Source organism: Streptomyces sp. NPDC006872, assembly GCF_040635845.1.
Classification (GTDB): domain Bacteria; phylum Actinomycetota; class Actinomycetes; order Streptomycetales; family Streptomycetaceae; genus Streptomyces.
Genome location: NZ_JBEYIL010000017.1, coordinates 46,069 through 63,387, shown reverse-complemented (window position 1 = coordinate 63,387; position 17,319 = coordinate 46,069). Strand labels below are relative to the sequence as shown.

Below are 17,319 nucleotides of genomic sequence, written 5' to 3'. Positions count from 1 at the left end.
CGTTCTGGGGGTGTGAGCGAGAAGAATCGTGACGGAAAGCGCACTGCCCGGGAGCGGCTGGCGGCGGAGCGCGACAAGCAGAAGGCCGCCGAGCGGCGTCGGCGCACACTGATCGTCGGCGCGAGCGTGGTCTGTGTGCTGGGGCTGGCCGCGGTGATCGGCGTCGTCGCCGCGAACTCCGGCAAGGACGACACCAGCGACAAGGCGGGCCCGGTCGTGGCGCCCTCGGGCGCACAGGGCGAGGACGCGCTCGCGATCCCCGTCGGCAAGGACACCGCCAAGTCCACGCTCACGGTGTGGGAGGACTTCCGCTGCCCGGCCTGCAAGGCCTTCGAGACGGCGTACCGACCCACGGTCCATGAGCTGGCGGAAGCCGGAAAGCTCAAGGTCGAGTACCACCTGGCCACCCTCATCGACGGGAACATGGGCGGCAGCGGCTCCCGCAACGCGGCCAACGCGGCGGCCTGCGCCCAGGACGTCGGAAAGTTCACCGCGTACCACGACGTGCTGTTCGAGAACCAGCCGGAAGAAACGAAGGACGCCTACGCCGAGAACAGCAGACTCATCGAGCTCGCGGCCAAGGTCGACGGTCTCGACACGCCCGCGTTTCGCACGTGTGTCGAGGACGGCACGCACGGCAGCTGGGTCGACAAGTCCAACCAGGCCTTCCAGAACGGCCACTTCGGCGGCACCCCGACCGTGTTGTTCAACGGCAAGAACATCTACCAGGACCAGTCGATGACCCCGGCGAAGCTGAAGCAGATGGTGGAGGACGCCGACAAGGGGTGACGAAGCGCTGAGTCCTTTTCACACCTGCCCGTTATGGAGCCGTTGCCGGGCTGCCCGCCGTCGGCCCGGTCCGGCAAGGTAGCGTCGACCCTGCCATGAACCTTGCCTACATTCCCAGCCCGTCGCACGGAGTGCTGTACCTCGGCCCCGTTCCGCTGCGCGGCTACGCGTTCTGCATCATCATCGGCGTCTTCGTCGCGGTCTGGCTCGGCAACAGGCGCTGGCTCGCCCGGGGCGGGCGGGCCGGCACGGTGGCCGACATCTCCGTCTGGGCGGTGCCCTTCGGACTGGTGGGCGGTCGGCTCTACCACGTGATCACGGACTACGAGCTGTACTTCAGCGACGGCCGCGACTGGGTGGACTCCTTCAAGGTCTGGGAGGGCGGCCTCGGCATCTGGGGCGCGATCTCGCTCGGTGCGGTGGGCGCGTGGATCGGCTGCCGTCGCCGGGGCATCGCACTGCCCGCGTACGCGGACGCCATCGCGCCCGGCATCGCCCTCGCACAGGCCATCGGCCGCTGGGGCAACTGGTTCAACCAGGAGCTGTACGGCAAGGAGACCGACCTCCCCTGGGCCCTGCACATCACGTCCTCCGCGGACGGCCGGGTGCCGGGCTACTACCACCCGACGTTCCTGTACGAGTCGCTGTGGTGCATCGGCGTCGCGCTCCTCGTCATCTGGGCCGACCGCCGCTTCAAGCTGGGCCACGGCCGGGCGTTCGCGCTGTACGTCGCCGGGTACTGCGCGGGCCGCGCGTGGATCGAGAACATGCGCGTCGACGACGCCCACCACATCCTCGGTCTGCGGCTCAACGTCTGGACCGCGCTGATCGTGTTCCTGCTCGCGGTGACGTACATCGTGATCTCGGCGAAGAAGCGGCCGGGGCGCGAAGCGGTGGTCGAGCCGGGTGCGGAGGCCTCCGACGCCGACGCGGACTCCGACGGCGACGACGAGGGCGAGGGCAAGTCGGAGGACAAGGCCAAGGCTGACGACACCGACGTCGAGGCCGAAGCCAAGGACGACGCCGAAGCCAAGGCCAAGGCCGAGGTCGAGACCGATGCCGATGCCGAGTCCGACGGTGTTGACGTGAAGAAGGACGAAGCCGAGTCGGCCGGTAAGAAGAGCTGACGGCTGGTCGTACGACGACGAGGGCGCCCGGGGTCTGCCGGGCGCCCTCGTCGTATGTGTGGGGGAGCTAGGTGCTGCGGGCCAGTGACAGCGTGCGGTGGGCCGTGGCCACCACGGCCGCGTCGATGAAGCGGCCGTCCGGGAGGGCCTGGGCGCCCTGGTCGGTGGCGGCCGCCTTGACGATCGTCTCGGCGTCCTCCAGCTCCTGCTGGGTGGGCAGGTAGGCCCGTTCGATGATCGGGAGCTGGCGGGGGTGGATGGCGGCGCGGCCCAGGAAGCCGAGGGTGCGGCCGTGGGCGCAGCTGGTGGCCAGGCCGTCCAGGTCGCGGATGTCGGGGTGGACCGACTGGGGCGGGGGCGCGAGCCCGGCGGCCCGGGCGGCGACGACCACGCGGGAGCGGGACCAGTCGAGGCCCGCGTCCTCGCGGACGCCCAGGTCGGCCCGGAGGTCCGCCTCGCCGAGGGCGATGCCGCGCAGGGAGGGGTGGGCGGACGCGATGGCGTAGGCGTGTTCGATGCCGAGGGCTGTTTCCAGCAGGGCGTGGAGCGGGGTGGCTCCGGCCTCGGCGCGGGGCGCGGTCTCGGCGACCCGGGTGATCTGGTGCGGGGAGGTCACCTTGGGCAGGCGCAGGCCGGAGACCCCGGGGAGGGCGGCCATCGTGCGGACGTCCGCGGAGGCGAACGGGGTGTCCAGGGCGTTCACCCGGACGTGGACCGGGACCGGCTGGGGTTCGGACAGGCGTTCGGCGGTGGCCGTACGGGCGTACTCCTTACGGTCGGGGGCGACCGCGTCCTCCAGGTCGATGATGACGACGTCGGCGCCGCAGGCAAGGGCCTTGGTGACGGTCTTCGGGTGATCGCCGGGGACGTAGAGCCAGGTCAGAGGGAGTGCCGTCATAGGGCGCCCTCGGTGCGCAGGGCGGACAGCTCGGTCGGTGTGAGGCCCAGCTCGGTCAGCACCGTCTCGGTGTCGGCGCCGTGCGGGCGGCCGGCCCAGCGGATCGCGCCGGGGGTCGAGGAGAGCCGGAAGAGGACGTTCTGCATACGGATCCGGCCCAGTTCGGGGTCGTCCACCGCGGTGATGGTGTCGAGGGCCTGGTACTGGGGGTCCGTCATCACGTCCCGTACGTCCTGGATCGGGGCGATCGCGGCCTCGGCCTTCTCGAAGGCGGCGAGGACGTCGGTGCGGGTGCGGGCGGCGATCCAGGCGCCGACCGCCTCGTCGAGGACGTCGGCGTGGGCGGCCCGGTCCGCGCCGGTCGCGAACCAGGGCTCGTCGATCAGCTCGGGGCGGCCGACCAGCCGCAGCACCCGCTCCGCGACCGACTGGGCCGAGGTCGAGACGGCGACCCAACTGCCGTCGGCCGTGCGGTAGGTGTTGCGCGGGGCGTTGTTGGCGGACCGGTTTCCGGTGCGGGCCTGGACGTATCCCAGCTGGTCGTACCAGAGGGGCTGGGGGCCCAGGACGGTCAGGATGGGCTCGATGATCGCCATGTCGACGACCTGGCCCTCGCCGGTGCGCTCGCGTGCGGCGAGGGCCGTCATGACGGCGTAGGCGGTGGCCAGGCCCGCGATCGAGTCGGCCAGGCCGAACGGCGGGAGGGTGGGGGAGGCGTCCGGTTCTCCGGTGATCGCGGCGAATCCGCTCATCGCCTCGGCGAGGGTGCCGAAGCCGGGGCGGTGCGCGTAGGGGCCGAACTGGCCGAAGGCCGTGACGCGGGCGAGGACCAGGCGGGGGTTGGCCGCCGACAGCTCCTCCCAGCCGAGGTCCCACTTCTCCAGGGTGCCGGGGCGGAAGTTCTCGATGATCACGTCGGCGGTGGCGGCGAGCCGCAGGAGGGTGGCGCGGCCGCCGGGTCTGGAGAGGTTCAGGGTGATCGTGCGCTTGTTGCGGCCGAGGAGCTTCCACCACAGGCCCACCCCGTCCTTGGACGGGCCGTGGCCTCGGGACGGGTCGGGCCGGGTGGGGTGCTCGACCTTGATGACCTCCGCGCCGAAGTCGCCGAGCATGGTGGCGGCGAGGGGGCCGGCGAAGAGGGTGGCGAGGTCGAGGACGCGCACGCCGTGCAGGGGAGTGGTCTTCTCGGGGGCGGACTCGGTGGCCGTGTCGGTGGCGGTCTCGGTCATGACGTGTACTGCGTCTCGATCTCGGAGCGGTACGGCATCGAGGCGGAGGCGCCGGGCCGCTGGACCGACAGCGCCGCCGCGGCGGCCGCCCACGCCAGGGCCTCCCGCACGGGGAGTTCCTCGCCGAGCGCCACCGCGAGGGCGCCGACGAACGTGTCGCCCGCGCCGGTCGAGTCCACGGCGGTGACGCGCGGGGCGGGGACGGTCAGCGGTTCGGCGCCCCGGGCCGCGTACAGGCTGCCGGCCGAGCCCAGGGTGATGACCACCTCGGGCACGCTGTCCAGCAGGGCGGTGGCCGCCTCGCGCGGGTCGGTGCGGCCGGTGAGCGTGGCCGCCTCGTGCTCGTTGGGGACCAACAGGTCGGTGGCGGCGAGGAGTTCGGGCGGGAGGGGTTGGGCGGGGGCCGGGGTGAGGATCGTCCGGACGCCGTGGGCGCGGGCCGCCCGGGCTCCGGCCACGACCGCGGCCAGGGGGACTTCGAGTTGGAGCAGGAGGGCGTCGGCGGAGGCGATGAGGACCTCGTCGCCGGGGACGAGATGGTCGACGGTGCCGTTCGCGCCGGGGATGACGACGATCGCGTTGCCGCCCTCGTCGTCCACGACGATGTGCGCGGTGCCGGAGGGGCGCTCGACGGTGCGCAGGTGGTCGGTGTTGACGCCGGAGTGTTCGAGGGTGGAGCGCAGGCGGGTGCCGAAGGCGTCGTTGCCGACCGCGCCGATCATCGAGACGACGGCGCCCGCGTGGGCCGCGGCGATCGCCTGGTTGGCGCCCTTGCCGCCCGGGATCGTTCGGAACTCCCGTCCGGTCACGGTCTCCCCGCGCTGCGGGGGCTTCTCGACGTAGGCGACGAGGTCCATGTTCGTGCTGCCGAGCACGACGATGTCGGTCATGGCTGGGAAGCCTCCCGGTGGGTGAGGGACCAGGTGAGGTGGGCCAGGGCGTCGAAGCCGACGCCGTTGAAGTCGGCGACGGAGGTGGCCAGCCGGTTCTTGAGGGGAGCCGTCCACCGCTCGGGGAGGGCGGCCGGGTCACCGGTCAGGAGGGCGGCGATGCCGCCGGCCGTCGCGCCGTTGGAGTCGGTGTCCCAACCCCCGGACACCGCACGGCAGATGGAGCCGGTGAAGTCCCCGTCCGCGTGGGTGAGGGCGGCGGCGATCAGGGCGGTGTTGGGGACGGCGTGCACCCAGTGGACCGACTTGTGGGCGGCGTGGAGTTCGTCGACGACCGTGTCGAAGTCGGGGTGTTCCTCGGCGAGTCGGACGGCGTGGGCGACGGCCCGGGCGAGGCGGGAACGGGGCGGTACGACGCTCAGGCCGGTGCGCAGACAGGAGTGGACGTCGTGGGCGCCGGTCGCTGCCGTGGCGACGGCGGCCGCCGTGAACATCGCCGCGTAGACGCCGTTGGCGGTATGGGTGAGGACGGCGTCCCGGTGGGCCTGTTCGGCCGCGGCGGCCGGGTCGCCGGGGTTGGTCCAGCCGTGGACGTCGGCGCGGATCAGCGCGCCGATCCACTCGCGGAAGGGGTTGCGGTGGCGGGCGGTCTGCGGGGGCTCGATGCCGCAGAGGAGGTTGCGGTAGGCGACGCGTTCGGCGGTGAAGGTGCGGCCTGCCGGGAGCTCGTCCAGCCAGAGCCGGGCCACGTCCGCGGTGGTGAAGTGCCTGCCGTGACGCTTGAGTAGGAGGAGGTTGAGGAGGGGGTAGTTGAGGTCGTCGTCCTCGGGCATGCCGTCGATGTTCTCGGCGAGGGAGGTGGGCGCCGAGCGGCGGTTCCAGGGGTGCGCGTCGAGGAGCGGCCCAGGGACCCCTCTCGCGGTGAAGTAGGAGTTCAGGGGCCAGTTTCCGGTGGCGCGGGCGAGGTCGCGGATGGCGTCGAGGGGGAGTTTCTCGACCGGCTTGCCGAGCAGACAGCCGACGGCCCGGCCCAGCCAGGCGGCTTCCAGGCGGGACCGGGAGGGCGCGGGGGAGGGGGAACGGCTGCCGCTGGGCCACTGCGGGCACAGGGCCTTGATCCGCTCCGGTTCGGTCGGCTCGTCCTCCGCCGATCTGCTGGGCAGGTCCGCCAGTTCGTCCAGCAGGTCTTCCGCGAGGAGACGCAGATAGCGGGAGGCGCGGTGGGGGGACGCACCCGCTCGGGCCGGCGCCTCGCAGCCTCCCGCCGCCTTCCAGCGTGCGGCGATCGCCCATGGCTCACGGCCGTCCTCGGCCGCCTGGCGCAGTTCGTGGCCGAGGAGGTCCTCCGGCTGGACCCAGGTCAGTCGGAGCATCGCGGGCCTCCGAGGGCGAGGAACGCCCGCTCGTGGGTGCGGCGGCGCTCGGCGTCGCGGTGGAAGACCTCGTGGGCGACCTCGGTGAGCGTCGCCGCCGGCTGCCAGAGGTCGAGCCGGCTGGCCTCGGCTACCTGCTTCGACCAGTCGTCCGGGACCGGCGAGCCGAGGGCGCCGGCGATCGCTCCCGCCATCGTCGCGATCGAGTCGCAGTCGCGGCCGTAGTTCACGGAGCCGAGGACCGCCTGCCGGTAGTCGCCGTCCGCGACCAGCAACATGCCCAGGGCGACGGGGAGTTCCTCGATCGCGTGCACGCGGGAGGGGCGGCGGGCGGCCAGGGAGGGCCGACGGTAGTCGGGGCCCACCGTGTCGTACGGCGCCACCGCCTCCCGCAGCGGGACGAGCGCGGACTCGAAGTCGCTGTGGCGGGCCGCCGTTTCGCAGACCTTCTCGATCGCGGTGCGCGTGCCGTCCTTCGCCAGGGCCAGACAGGCCGTCACGACCGACTGCGCCGTCGCGCCCGGAGCGCATGCGGCCGCCACCGCCGCCGCGAAGACACCCGCCGCCTCGCGGCCGTACGACGACTGGTGGGCGCCCGCGATGTCCAGCGCCTCGGCGTACGCGCCCGCCGGATCGGCCGCGTTGACCAGGCCCACGGGAGCCATGTACATCGCCGCACCGCAGTTGACGATGTTGCCGACGCCGGCCTCGCGGGGGTCGGCATGGCCGTAGTGAACTCTTGTCACCAGCCATTTCTCCGCCAGGAAGATCCGCTGCAGGGGGAGCGCCTCCGCCTCCAGCTCCGGGATCCAGCGGGGTGTCGTCATCAGGTCCGGGACCAGGTGGTCGGCGATCGCGTAGGCGTCCAGGTGGTCGCGGACCGTGGCGTAGACCCTGATCAGCGCGTGGGTCATCAAGGTGTCGTCGGTGACGTGGCCGTCGCCCTTGTGGTACGGGGCGATGGGGCGGGCGGTGCGCCAGTCGTCGCCGTTCCAGGGGCCGACGATGCCGTGGACGCGGCCGCCGTGCCGTTCGACGATCTGCTCCGGGGAGTAGCCCTCGACGGGGCCGCCGAGGGCGTCGCCGACGGCCGCGCCCACCAGGGCGCCGGTGATGCGCTCTGCGAGGGTTGCGCCGTCGCTTTCTTGCGGTTTGGGGCTCATGCCCCGAATCATCCTCCTGGTGGGGCCGGTTGTGTGGCTTCCAGGAGTTCGGCGAGTTCCACCAGGTCCGTGTCGGTGAGCCGGGGGAGCACGCAGCCGGAGAGGGTGCCGCAGCTGTCCCGCCACGAGGCGGGGATCGCGGCGCCGCCGCCCAACGCGCCGGTCAGCGCGCCCGCGAGGGCCGGGGCGGAGTCCGCGACCCGGGACAGACAGGCCGCCGCCGGCACCGCTTCGGAGATACGGCCGCCGGACGCCGTCACCAGGGCGAGGGCCACCGGGACCGTCTCCGCCGCCGCGATGCCGTAGCTGTAGACGTGGTCGACGATCTGGTGTTCCAGGAGGGGGATGAGTGCGAAGGCGCTGTCGGCGTCGTGGGCCAGCTTGAGCGCGTGCCGGGCGTTGCGGCCGATCTCGGTGTGCTCGGGGAGTTCGGCGAGCGCCGCCGTCACACAGTCTTCGGGGTCCGCGCCGACGAGGGCCAGCGCGAGGGCCGCCGCCATCGCGCGGGCGCCGTGCACTCCGTCGCCGTCCTGGGTGTAGCGGGCGTCGAACTCGGCGAGTTCGGCGGCGAGTCGGGGGTCGCCGGGGTGGGCCACCGCGAGGAGGCAGGCGCGTACGCAGGCCGCGTCGTCGAAGTAGTGGGGGTTGTCGTGGCCGGTGGCGGGGGGCCGCAGTCCGGCGGCGAGGTTGCCGAGGCCGGCCCGGACGGAGATCCGGGCGCGCAGGGGGAGGACGGCGGACTCGACCTCGGGGGCGCGGTCCGCTGCCGCGGCGACCTCGCTGGCCAGGGCGTTCCAGGCGAGGTCGATCGCGGCGCGCATACGGCGTGCCCTGCTGAGGTCGCCGAGGGCGGTGTCGTCTCCGGCCCTGAGGACCGCCTCCGCGGCGAACGCCGCCCATTCGGCGTCGTCGGAGGGGCCGAGGCGGAGGGGCTCGGGGGGTTGGTTCAGGGCGATGGGGACGGGCAGGGTGGTCGTCGCGTTGTGCTCGGCGAAGGTGTCGAGTTCGCGGGTGAGGCGGCGGGTCCACTCGGGCATGCGGGCGGCTCGGTGGCGGGCGGCGGGCCATCCGGCGGCGTCGCCTGCGGCGAGGCCCAGGAGCAGGCCTTCGATACGGCGTACCTGCGCTTTTGCCTGCGGCTGCGGCGCGGGTGGCCCCTGTGGGGCGGTGTCGGTGGCGGCGGCCGCGGCTGTGACCGGGTCCGCCGTCGCCGTTCCGGCTGTCATTCCCTCGTCCCACGGTCCCGGCGGCCTCACGATCGTGCCTCCGCCCCGGTGTGGCCCATCAGGCTCGGTACGAGTTCTTCGGCGATCATTCCCTCGCCCCACTTTCCGCCCTCTTCGGGTACCAGCAGCTCCGCCACGTCCAGGACGTGGTGGCCGGCCATCGACGGGAGGCAGGTCCCGCGGGCCGGGCCGATGGCGGCCGCCCAGTCCGGCGGGATCGCGCAGACGCCCCGGGTGGCGCCGGCCAGGGCGCCGGCCACCGCGGCCGTCGTGTCCGCGTCGCGGCCCATGTTCACCGCCGTGAGGACGGCTTCGCGGAAGTCGCCGTCGGCCGCCGCGTATGCGCCGAAGGCGAGGGCGACGGCCTCAGGGGCCAGGTCGGTCCAGGGGTAGCCGCCGATGACGACGGCGGAGCGGACCGCCCGTTCGCCCCGGTGGGCCACGGCCACCGCGCGGCGCAGGGAACGTGCCGTCCAGGAGTCCTCGGGGACCACCGCCAGGGCCGCGGCCACCACCGCGATCGTCGGTGCGCCCGCCATCGCCGCCGCCACTCCCGCCGCGACCGCCTGGCCGCCGTAGATGCCCTCGCCGTCGTGGCTCACCGCGCCGTCGATCGCGACGAGCCGGGCGGCTTCCGCCGGGCGGCCCGCGGCGAAGACGCCGAAGGGCGCCGCGCGCATGGCCAGTCCGTCGCTCCAGGCGTGCCGGTGCTGTGCCGAGATCGGCGCCGCGAGGCCGCGGCGGAGGTTCTCCAGGGTGCCGCGTTCGCTGAAGCCGGCGCCGCGGAAGGGGCCCTCGTCGAGGTCGGCGATCCACTGGTGCCAGGCCGACTCCACGTGGGCCGGGGTGAGCGCGGAGCCGTGGCGGGCGAGCAGCAGGCCGGAGAAGATCGCGTACTCGGTGTCGTCGGTGCCGGCCGGCCGGTCGGTGACATAGCCCGTGATGCGGCCCCAGCGGGCGCGGATCTGTGACGGCTTCATGTTCTCCGCGGGGGCGCCCAGGGCGTCGCCGACGGCGAGGCCGAGCAGGGCGCCGCGGGCCCGTTCACGGATCGATGGCATGCGGGGCCTCTCCTTCGGGGGTCCCGCACGGGCGCGGGACCCTTTGCGGATGTGTCCCACCATCGGCGGTTGACCTCAGCCTGAAACCCCTCCATGTCACCCGGTCGACATTTGTGCGGGGACCCGATCGAATGAGCGATCGAAGGTAAAGCCGCAGGTTAGGGCATCCTCGCCTTCCTGGCGGACGGGAATGCATGAGAGTAACTTGGCCGTCGTCGGAAATTGGAATCTGTCTAAAGTTAGCTTAGGCTCAGCTTTTCTGGGGGACCCCATGGCGATCATGTCCGTCATCGACAGCGAGGCGCCGCTGCACGAGGCGCACCGCGACAACCACACGCACCGGGACGTCAACGGAGGCTGGCTGCGGCCCGCCGTGTTCGGCGCGATGGACGGCCTGGTCTCCAACCTCGCCCTGATGACCGGAGTCGTCGGCGGCTCGGTCGGGCAGCAGACCGTCGTCATCACCGGGCTCGCCGGGCTGGCGGCCGGCGCCTTCTCCATGGCCGCCGGCGAGTACGCCTCCGTCTCCTCGCAGCGGGAGCTCGTCGAGGCCGAACTGGACGTCGAGCGCCAGGAGCTGCGAAAGCACCCGGAGGACGAGGAGGCGGAGCTCGCCGGGCTGTACGAGGCGCGGGGGGTCGAGCCCGCGCTGGCCCGACGGGTCGCGAAGCAGCTGTCACGCGATCCCGAGCAGGCGCTGGAGATCCACGCCCGCGAGGAGCTGGGCATCGATCCGTCCGATCTGCCCTCGCCGGTGCTCGCCGCCGTGTCGAGCTTCGGGGCGTTCGCGCTGGGCGCGCTGCTGCCCGTGCTGCCGTATCTGCTCGGGGCGGCCTCGCTGTGGCCGGCCGTGCTGCTCGCACTGCTCGGACTGTTCGGCTGCGGCGCCGTGGTGGCCCGGGTGACCGCGCGGACCTGGTGGTTCAGCGGGCTGCGGCAGCTCGCCCTCGGGGGCGCCGCGGCCGGTGTGACGTACGCCCTGGGCAGCTTGTTCGGAGCGGTCGTAGGATAGGTCGGATGCTACTTATGCGTTGGGCCGCATAAGTAGTCGTTACTGACTGGTTTCGACGGCTTAACCAATGGGCATGAGCCGTAAGCGCTGTGGGCAATGACGCCTACGGCGCACTCGCGGGGTGAGTGACGCCGCTCCCCTCGCCTTCCGGACCGGAAGACGCCGATCTGATCGATCTCGTCCCGTTCGGTCCCCACATACTTTCAGCCATGTGCGCGACACCCCTGTCTGCGCCCGTGGCGTCCGCATGCTGGAACGGAGTATCCGGTTCCCGAGAACCGCTCCATCATGTAACCTGCGTGAAATTTTGCACTCGCAGAGGGCCAACGTCGTCCCTTCGCAAGCAGCTCCCCCAGAGCCCCAAGGGCCTGGGAGGAATCCACAGCCACTTGAGACGACGACGGGAGAGCCGATGCGTACGCCGCGCCAGCCGTCCCAGCATTCCGCGAATGGCCAGAACTGGTCCTTCATGGATGCTCGCCCTGCTGCGCAGGGTATGTACGACCCCCGCAACGAGCACGACGCCTGCGGCGTCGGCTTCGTGGCCAACCTCACCGGCGAGGCGAGCCACACGCTGGTCGAGCAGGCGCTCACCGTTCTGCGCAACCTCGAACACCGCGGCGCCACCGGCTCCGAGCCCGACTCCGGCGACGGCGCGGGCATCCTGACCCAGGTCCCGGACGCGTTCTTCCGCGCGGTGACCGAATTCGAGCTCCCCGAGGCCGGTCACTACGCCGTCGGCGTCGCCTTCCTCCCGGAGGACGGCCTGCAGACGGCCGTCTCACAGATCGAGACGATCGCCGCCGACGAGGGCCTCACCGTCCTCGGCTGGCGCGAGGTCCCCGTCGCCCCCGAACTGCTCGGCGCGACCGCCCGCTCGACGATGCCCGCCTTCCGACAGGTGTTCGTCACGGACCGTGCCAGCCAGGGCATCGACCTCGACCGCAAGGCGTTCGTGCTGCGCAAGCGCGCCGAGCGCGAGGCCGGCGTGTACTTCCCGTCGCTCTCCGCGCGCACGATCGTCTACAAGGGCATGCTGACCACCGGCCAGCTCGAGCCCTTCTTCCCGGACCTGTCCGACCGCCGCTTCGCCTCGGCCGTGTCGCTCGTCCACTCGCGCTTCTCCACGAACACCTTCCCGTCGTGGCCGCTCGCGCACCCGTACCGCTTCGTCGCGCACAACGGTGAGATCAACACCGTCAAGGGCAACCGCAACTGGATGCGCGCCCGCGAGTCGCAGCTGGTCTCCGACCTCTTCGGAGCGGACGAGAAGTCCATCGAGCGGATCTTCCCGGTGTGTACGCCGGACGCCTCCGACTCGGCGTCCTTCGACGAGGTGCTCGAGCTCCTCCACCTCGGCGGCCGCTCGCTGCCGCACTCCGTGCTCATGATGATCCCGGAGGCGTGGGAGAACCACGACTCCATGGACCCCGCCCGGCGCGCGTTCTACGAGTTCCACTCCACGATGATGGAGCCCTGGGACGGCCCGGCCTGCGTCACCTTCACCGACGGCACCCAGGTCGGCGCGGTCCTCGACCGCAACGGTCTGCGCCCCGGCCGCTACTGGGTCACCGACGAGGGCCTCGTCGTCCTCGGCTCCGAGGTCGGCGTCCTCGACATCGACCCCGCCAAGGTCGTCCGCAAGGGCCGCCTCCAGCCCGGCAAGATGTTCCTCGTCGACACCGCCGAGCACCGCATCATCGAGGACGACGAGATCAAGGCCGGCCTCGCCGCCGAGAAGCCCTACGCGGAGTGGCTGGAGGCCGGCGAGATCGAACTCGGCGACCTGCCCGAGCGCGAGCACATCGTGCACACCCACGCCTCGGTCACCCGCCGCCAGCAGACCTTCGGCTACACCGAGGAAGAGCTGCGCATCATCCTCGCGCCGATGGCCAAGACCGCCGGCGAGCCCCTCGGCTCCATGGGCACCGACTCGCCGATCGCCGCGCTCTCCGCGCGCCCCCGGCTGCTCTTCGACTACTTCACCCAGCTGTTCGCGCAGGTCACCAACCCGCCGCTGGACGCCATCCGCGAGGAGCTCGTCACCTCGCTGCGCTCCTCCCTCGGCCCGCAGGGCAACCTGCTCGAGCCGAGCGCCGCGTCCTGCCGGACCGTCACCCTGCCGTTCCCGGTGATCGACAACGACGAGCTCGCCAAGCTCATCCACATCAACGCCGACGGCGACATGCCCGGCTTCAAGGCCGCGACGCTCTCCGGCCTGTACCGGGTCTCCGGCGGCGGCGACTCCCTCGCCGCCCGCATCGAGGAGATCTGCACCGAGGCCGACGCCGCCATCGACAACGGCGCCCGGCTCATCGTCCTGTCGGACCGCCACTCGGACGCCGAGCACGCGCCCATCCCCTCGCTGCTGCTCACCGCGGCCGTCCACCACCACCTCATCCGCACCAAGCAGCGCACCGAGGTGGGCCTCCTGGTCGAGGCCGGCGACGTCCGCGAGGTCCACCACGTGGCCCTGCTGATCGGCTTCGGCGCCGCCGCCGTCAACCCGTACCTGGCCATGGAGTCGGTCGAGGACCTGCTGCGCGCGGGCACCTTCCTCAACGGCATGGAGCCCGAGCAGGCGATCCGCAACCTGATCTACGCGCTCGGCAAGGGCGTCCTGAAGGTCATGTCCAAGATGGGCATCTCCACCGTGGCCTCCTACCGCGGCGCCCAGGTCTTCGAGGCCGTCGGTCTCGACGACGCCTTCGTCGAGAAGTACTTCAACGGCACGGCCACCAAGATCGGCGGCGTCGGCATCGACGTCATCGCCAAGGAGGTCGCCGCCCGCCACGCCAAGGCCTACCCGGCCAGCGGCATCGCGCCGGCCCACCGCGCCCTGGAGATAGGCGGCGAGTACCAGTGGCGCCGCGAGGGCGAGCCGCACCTGTTCGACCCGGAGACGGTCTTCCGCCTCCAGCACTCGACGCGCACGGCCAGCTACGACATCTTCAAGAAGTACACGGACCGCGTGAACGAGCAGTCCGAGCGGCTGATGACGCTGCGCGGCCTCTTCGGCTTCAACAGCGGCCGGGAAGCGATCTCCATCGACGAGGTCGAGCCGGTCTCCGAGATCGTCAAGCGCTTCTCCACCGGCGCCATGTCGTACGGCTCCATCTCGAAGGAAGCGCACGAGACGCTCGCCATCGCGATGAACCAGCTGGGCGGCAAGTCCAACACCGGTGAGGGCGGCGAGGACGCGGACCGGCTGTACGACCCGGCGCGCCGCTCCAGCATCAAGCAGGTCGCCTCCGGCCGCTTCGGCGTCACGAGCGAGTACCTCGTCAACGCGGACGACATCCAGATCAAGATGGCCCAGGGCGCCAAGCCCGGCGAGGGCGGCCAGCTGCCCGGCCACAAGGTCTACCCGTGGGTCGCCAAGACCCGGCACTCCACCCCGGGCGTCGGTCTGATCTCCCCGCCGCCGCACCACGACATCTACTCCATCGAGGACCTCGCCCAGCTGATCCACGACCTGAAGAACGCGAACCCGCAGGCGCGGATCCACGTGAAGCTGGTCTCCGAGGTCGGCGTCGGCACGGTCGCCGCGGGTGTGTCCAAGGCGCACGCGGACGTCGTGCTGATCTCCGGCCACGACGGCGGCACCGGCGCCTCGCCGCTCACCTCCCTGAAGCACGCGGGCGGCCCCTGGGAGCTCGGCCTCGCCGAGACCCAGCAGACCCTGCTGCTCAACGGCCTGCGCGACCGCATCGTCGTGCAGACCGACGGCCAGCTCAAGACCGGCCGTGACGTGATCATCGCCGCGCTGCTCGGCGCCGAGGAGTTCGGTTTCGCGACCGCGCCGCTCGTCGTCTCCGGCTGCGTCATGATGCGCGTCTGCCACCTGGACACCTGCCCCGTCGGCATCGCCACCCAGAACCCGGTGCTGCGCGACCGGTTCGCCGGCAAGGCCGAGTACGTCGTGAACTTCTTCAAGTTCATCGCCGAGGAGGTCCGCGAGCTGCTGGCCGAGCTGGGCTTCCGCTCGATCGAGGAGGCCGTCGGCCACGCCGAGGTCCTCGACGTCGAGCGCGCCGTCGACCACTGGAAGGCGCAGGGCCTCAACCTGGCCCCGCTCTTCCACGTGCCCGCGCTGCCCGAGGGCGCCGCCCTGCACCAGGTCATCGCCCAGGACCACGGACTGGAGAAGGCGCTCGACAACGAGCTCATCAAGCTCGCCGCCGACGCCCTCGCCGCCGACTCCGCGACCGACGCCCAGCCGGTGCGCGCCCAGGTCAAGGTCCGCAACATCAACCGCACGGTCGGCACCATGCTCGGCCACGAGGTGACGAAGAAGTTCGGCGGTGCGGGCCTGCCCGAGGACACCATCGACATCACCTTCACCGGCTCCGCCGGCCAGTCCTTCGGCGCCTTCCTCCCGCGCGGCGTCACGCTGCGCCTGGAGGGCGACGCCAACGACTACGTCGGCAAGGGCCTCTCCGGCGGCCGGGTCGTCGTCCGCCCGGACCGGGCCGCCGACCACCTCGCCGAGTTCTCGACGATCGCGGGCAACACCATCGCCTACGGCGCGACCGGCGGCGAGCTGTTCCTGCGCGGCCGCACCGGCGAGCGGTTCTGCGTCCGCAACTCCGGCGCGACGGTCGTCTCCGAGGGCGTGGGCGACCACGGCTGCGAGTACATGACCGGCGGTCACGCGGTGGTCCTCGGCGAGACGGGCCGCAACTTCGCGGCCGGCATGTCGGGCGGCGTCGCCTACGTGATCGACCTGAACCGCGACAACGTCAACGTCGGCAACCTCGGCGCGATCGAGGCCCTGGACGACAGCGACCGGCAGTGGCTGCACGACGTGGTGCGCCGGCACGCCGAGGAGACCGCCTCGACGGTCGCCGGGAAGCTGCTCGCGGACTGGGACACGGCCATGGCGCGCTTCAGCAAGATCATCCCCAGCACGTACAAGGCAGTGCTCGCCGCCAAGGACGCCGCCGAGCGAGCGGGACTCTCCGAGTCCGAGATCACCGAGAAGATGATGGAGGCGGCGACCAATGGCTGACCCGAAGGGCTTCCTGAACCACGGCCGTGAGGTCGCCAAGTCCCGTCCCGTCGACGTGCGTCTGAAGGACTGGAACGAGGTCTACGTCCCCGGCTCGCTGCTGCCGATCATCAGCAAGCAGGCCGGCCGGTGCATGGACTGCGGCATCCCGTTCTGCCACAACGGCTGTCCGCTGGGGAACCTGATCCCCGAGTGGAACGACTACGCCTACCGCGAGGACTGGCAGAACGCGTCCGAGCGGCTGCACGCCACGAACAACTTCCCGGAGTTCACCGGCCGTCTGTGCCCGGCGCCCTGCGAGTCGGCGTGTGTGCTCGGCATCAACCAGCCGGCCGTCACCATCAAGAACGTCGAGGTCTCGATCATCGACAAGGCGTGGGAGACCGGTGACGTCGCCCCGCAGGCGCCCGAGCGGCTGTCCGGCAAGACCGTCGCGGTCATCGGCTCGGGCCCGGCGGGTCTCGCCGCCGCCCAGCAGCTGACCCGGGCCGGCCACACCGTCGCCGTCTACGAGCGCGCGGACCGCATCGGAGGCCTCCTCCGGTACGGCATCCCCGAGTTCAAGATGGAGAAGCGGCACATCAACCGCCGTATCGAGCAGATGCGCGCGGAGGGCACCCGCTTCCGTACCGGCATCGAGATCGGCCGCGACCTCAAGGCGACCGACCTGAAGAAGCGCTACGACGCGATCGTCATCGCGGCCGGCGCCACGACCGCCCGTGATCTGCCGGTCCCCGGCCGTGAGCTCAAGGGCGTCCACCAGGCCATGGAGTACCTGCCGCTGGCCAACAAGGTCCAGGAGGGCGACTTCGTGGCGCCCCCGATCTCGGCCGAGGGCAAGCACGTCGTGGTCATCGGCGGCGGCGACACCGGCGCGGACTGCGTGGGCACCGCCCACCGCCAGGGCGCGGCCTCGGTCACCCAGCTGGAGATCATGCCCCAGCCGGGCGAGGACCGCGCGCCGCACCAGCCGTGGCCGACGTTCCCGATGCTCTACAAGGTCACCTCGGCCCACGAGGAGGGCGGCGAGCGGGTCTACTCCGTCTCGACGACCCACTTCGAGGGCGACGAGGACGGCAACGTCCAGTGGCTGCACCTCAGCGAGGTGGAGTTCGTCGACGGCAAGCTGACCTCGAAGCCGGGCACGGAGCGCAAGATCCCCGCCCAGCTGGTCACCCTCGCGATGGGCTTCACCGGCACCGACCGGGAGAACGGCGTGGTGGAGCAGTTCGGCCTGGAGCTCGACGAGCGCGGCAACATCGCCCGCGACGCCGACTTCCAGACCAACGTCCCCGGCGTGTACGTCGCCGGTGACGCGGGCCGCGGTCAGTCGCTCATCGTGTGGGCGATCGCCGAGGGCCGCTCGGCCGCCCGTGGCGTCGACCGGTTCCTCACCGGAGCCAGCGAGCTGCCGGCCCCGATCCGCCCCACGGACCGCTCGCTGATGGTCTGACGGCCCTTGGTCCGACGGCCCGCTCCGCAAGGGCCCCCATACGTCCCGCACAAAGGCGTGCGGAACATTGACGACGCCTGCCCAACA

12 protein-coding genes are annotated in these 17,319 nt (G+C 71.8%); 5 read left to right on the top strand and 7 right to left on the bottom strand.

Going from position 1 to position 17,319, the window contains the following annotated elements:
- Positions 1 to 12: 12 nt before the first annotated feature.
- Together ABZ725_RS38690 and lgt are read left to right on the top strand one after the other, a co-directional pair.
- Positions 13 to 789 carry a thioredoxin domain-containing protein gene (locus ABZ725_RS38690; RefSeq protein ID WP_351910951.1) on the top strand — a complete coding sequence of 259 codons (777 nt, stop codon included), beginning with the start codon at positions 13 to 15 and terminating at the stop codon, positions 787 to 789.
- A gap of 95 nt (positions 790 to 884) precedes the next feature.
- Entirely contained in the window at positions 885 to 1,916 is a 1,032-nt protein-coding gene (lgt, locus tag ABZ725_RS38685) for a prolipoprotein diacylglyceryl transferase (protein ID WP_358807088.1), read from the top strand.
- 67 nt (positions 1,917 to 1,983) lie between these two features.
- Here lgt and ABZ725_RS38680 read toward each other — a convergent pair whose 3' ends face one another.
- Genes ABZ725_RS38680 through ABZ725_RS38650 form a run of 7 tightly spaced genes read right to left on the bottom strand, consistent with a single transcriptional unit; the run spans position 1,984 to position 9,756 of the window.
- Positions 1,984 to 2,814 carry a CoA ester lyase gene (locus ABZ725_RS38680; RefSeq protein WP_358807087.1) on the bottom strand — a complete coding sequence of 277 codons (831 nt, stop codon included), beginning with the start codon at positions 2,812 to 2,814 and terminating at the stop codon, positions 1,984 to 1,986.
- Complete coding sequence (locus tag ABZ725_RS38675; protein WP_358807086.1) at positions 2,811 to 4,043, bottom strand: CoA transferase; 1,233 nt, start codon at positions 4,041 to 4,043, stop codon at positions 2,811 to 2,813. The genes ABZ725_RS38680 and ABZ725_RS38675 overlap by 4 nt, the downstream gene beginning before the upstream one ends.
- Complete coding sequence (gene rbsK / locus ABZ725_RS38670; RefSeq protein ID WP_358807085.1) at positions 4,040 to 4,933, bottom strand: ribokinase; 894 nt, start codon at positions 4,931 to 4,933, stop codon at positions 4,040 to 4,042. The genes ABZ725_RS38675 and rbsK overlap by 4 nt, the downstream gene beginning before the upstream one ends.
- The gene (locus ABZ725_RS38665; RefSeq protein WP_358807084.1) at positions 4,930 to 6,306 is read right to left on the bottom strand and encodes an ADP-ribosylglycohydrolase family protein; all 1,377 of its coding nucleotides are present in this window, start codon (positions 6,304 to 6,306) and stop codon (positions 4,930 to 4,932) included. Before ABZ725_RS38665 ends, rbsK begins: the two co-directional genes overlap by 4 nt.
- Positions 6,294 to 7,469, bottom strand: coding sequence for an ADP-ribosylglycohydrolase family protein (locus tag ABZ725_RS38660; RefSeq protein WP_358807083.1), 1,176 nt, complete (start codon positions 7,467 to 7,469; stop codon positions 6,294 to 6,296). Before ABZ725_RS38660 ends, ABZ725_RS38665 begins: the two co-directional genes overlap by 13 nt.
- 8 nt (positions 7,470 to 7,477) lie before the next feature.
- A complete protein-coding gene (locus ABZ725_RS38655) occupies positions 7,478 to 8,725 on the bottom strand; it encodes an ADP-ribosylglycohydrolase family protein (RefSeq protein WP_358807082.1) in 1,248 nt (415 codons plus the stop codon).
- Positions 8,722 to 9,756: an ADP-ribosylglycohydrolase family protein gene (locus tag ABZ725_RS38650; protein WP_351910943.1), complete on the bottom strand. Its 1,035-nt coding sequence runs from the start codon at positions 9,754 to 9,756 to the stop codon at positions 8,722 to 8,724. The genes ABZ725_RS38655 and ABZ725_RS38650 overlap by 4 nt, the downstream gene beginning before the upstream one ends.
- A 280-nt stretch (positions 9,757 to 10,036) precedes the next feature.
- On the opposite strand from ABZ725_RS38650, the gene ABZ725_RS38645 reads away from it, so the two are divergent.
- The 3 genes from ABZ725_RS38645 to ABZ725_RS38635 all read left to right on the top strand — a co-directional run bounded on the left by ABZ725_RS38645 (position 10,037) and on the right by ABZ725_RS38635 (position 17,232).
- The gene (locus tag ABZ725_RS38645; protein WP_358807213.1) at positions 10,037 to 10,768 is read left to right on the top strand and encodes a VIT1/CCC1 transporter family protein; all 732 of its coding nucleotides are present in this window, start codon (positions 10,037 to 10,039) and stop codon (positions 10,766 to 10,768) included.
- Positions 10,769 to 11,180: 412 nt separating this feature from the next.
- Complete coding sequence (gene gltB / locus ABZ725_RS38640) at positions 11,181 to 15,779, top strand: glutamate synthase large subunit (RefSeq protein WP_358807081.1); 4,599 nt, start codon at positions 11,181 to 11,183, stop codon at positions 15,777 to 15,779.
- A complete protein-coding gene (locus ABZ725_RS38635) occupies positions 15,772 to 17,232 on the top strand; it encodes a glutamate synthase subunit beta (protein WP_358807080.1) in 1,461 nt (486 codons plus the stop codon). Before gltB ends, ABZ725_RS38635 begins: the two co-directional genes overlap by 8 nt.
- The last annotated feature ends 87 nt before the right edge of the window (positions 17,233 to 17,319 follow it).